Source organism: Parabacteroides sp. TM07-1AC (assembly GCF_003480915.1).
In the GTDB taxonomy this organism is placed as follows: domain Bacteria; phylum Bacteroidota; class Bacteroidia; order Bacteroidales; family Tannerellaceae; genus Parabacteroides; species Parabacteroides chongii.
Genome location: NZ_QUKD01000026.1, coordinates 1 through 2265 on the forward strand (window position 1 = coordinate 1; position 2265 = coordinate 2265).

The window sequence follows — 2265 nt, forward strand, 5'->3', positions numbered from 1 at the left end:
GAAAGCCGGATGAAACGCCAGCTTACACAAAACGTGGCACACGAGTTGAAAACACCTGTCAGCAGTATCCAGGGATATCTGGAAACAATCATCAGCAATCCGGAGCTTACTCCCGACAAACGTCAGTTCTTCCTGGAACGTTGTTACTCGCAAAGTACCCGCCTGACAGGATTATTACGGGATATTTCCGTTCTGAACCGGCTGGACGAAGCATCCGACATGTTCGACCTGTCCGACATAAATATTCCGAAACTGATCGCGGAGATTCAAAAGGAATGTTCGAAAGAGATGGAAGAAAAGCAAATCTCTTCCGACATCATTCTACCCGGTAATCCTACGATACACGGCAATTACTCATTATTATATTCTATTTTCCGGAATCTGTATGACAATGCGATAGCCTACGCCGGAGAAGGAAGCCTAATCATTGTGAACTGCTATAAGGAAGACCCTAAATTCTATTATTTCAGTTTTGCCGATAATGGTGTCGGTATCTCGGAAGAACATATCAACCGTATCTTTGAAAGATTCTATCGGGTAGATAAAGGACGAAGTCGCAAGGTGGGCGGAACCGGACTGGGATTGTCTATCGTTAAAAACGGGGTCAATTTCCATAAAGGACAAATCTCCGCAAAAAGCAGTCCGGGGAAAGGAGTTACTTTCTTCTTTACCCTAAAAAAAAAGCTGTAAACAAAAATTACATGTATATATAGTATATAAATGTGTCGTATTTTATATCTTCGCGCCCTATTTTTTCATAAAATATAAGGCAAAAGATGAATAAAGATTTGACATGCGGGCTGGATTTCGGAACGTCCAATTCCATTATATCACTGACGGACAAGGTCACACGGAAAGAAGTATTTTCATATAGTACCAGTTCTATCCTGTACTTTCCGGACACCAATGATATGAAATACTATGTGGGAAAAGAAGCCCACGATAAATACATAGAAGAAGAAATGACCGGGCGTCTGCTGAAATCAGTGAAGACGCTGCTTCGTCAGGACAAATTTCTTTCTACCTGGATATCCGGAAAAAGAATGACGCCCGATCAGCTCGTCACCTGCATCATCCGACATCTGAAAGAAAAAGCGGAAGCCTTCACCGGTACGGAGATCACGGATGTGATACTCGGAAGACCGGCTGTTTTCTCAGAAGATGTGAAACAGGAAAATCTTGCCGTCAACCGTCTGTTGCTTGCCGCCCGCAACGCTGGTTTCAGGAATATCAAGCTGCAACTGGAACCGATTGCCGCCGCCCTCTCCTACGAACAACGGCTCGACCATAGCGAGAATGTCCTGGTAGCCGACCTCGGTGGTGGTACTTCCGATTTTACAATCATGAACCTGTCACCCGACAAAGTACGCAAAGAAGACCGGCAAGACGATATCATCGCCCACGGCGGGGTCTACATCGGTGGCGACCTGTTCGACTCGGAGATCATGTGGTATAAAGTAACTCCGCATCTGGGACGGGGCGTGAAATACCAATCCTACGACAAAGAGATTGAAGTACCCTCCATCCTTTATCGTGAACTGAAAAACTGGGAAAGGACTTTTATGCTGAAAGAAAGTAAACTGCGCCGTTCGATGGATAACTATTACCACCTTTCGGGTAACAATCCAAAGATAGACAATGTAAGGGTATTGATTGATAACAACTATGTTTTCTCGCTGTTCAAAGGAATCGAACAAGCCAAGATAAATTTGTCGAATGGGAAAGAGACAACGATCGACTTTGAGAAAGAAACGATCAGTATTCACGAACCTTTCACTCCTGACGAATTCGCCACAGTCATCGAACGACATACGACAGTGATCGAACAATATATCTGCCAACTGCTCGAAACTTCCAAATACAGTGCTTCGGATATCGACTCCGTCTTTATCACAGGCGGTAGCAGTCTTGTCATACCGGTAAGAGAAATACTTTACCGTATCTTCGGAAAAGATAAAATCCGTACAGGCAATACATTCAATAGTGTGGCTTACGGATTGTCGTTAAGTTATTAGAAAAAGACTTATCTTTTTTATGAGGTTCCGCCTCATGCCGCAGGCTCTATTTTGCCGTTTGCTTCAGCAAACGGATATCTAAATGCTCCGGTAAAGCCGGATCCTCTGTGGGTTTTAACCCCTTTCATATATGAAAGAAGCCCTGTTAATAAAGGGGCTTAAGCCCACATAGGAAGAGGCTTTGCCTCTTGTCTTTTATATCGTCACCCTATACCATCAGCAGCAAAAGGCAAAAGACGAACTCTCCATG

At 44.0% G+C, this 2265-nt stretch carries 2 protein-coding genes; both read left to right on the plus strand.

The window, feature by feature from the left end; genetic code table 11:
* A partial coding sequence (locus DXD68_RS23950; RefSeq protein ID WP_233577306.1) for a sensor histidine kinase occupies positions 1-690 on the plus strand: 690 nt, incomplete at its 5' end.
* Between the two features lie 86 nt (positions 691-776).
* Positions 777-2015, plus strand: a complete 1239-nt coding sequence (locus tag DXD68_RS23955) for an Hsp70 family protein (protein WP_122363922.1) — start codon at positions 777-779, stop codon at positions 2013-2015.
* Positions 2016-2265 lie beyond the last annotated feature (250 nt).

Coding starts and splice junctions, on each gene's coding strand:
- DXD68_RS23955 (WP_122363922.1), top strand. CDS start 777: ATGAATAAAGATTTGACATGCGGGCTGGATTTCGGAACGTCCAATTCC.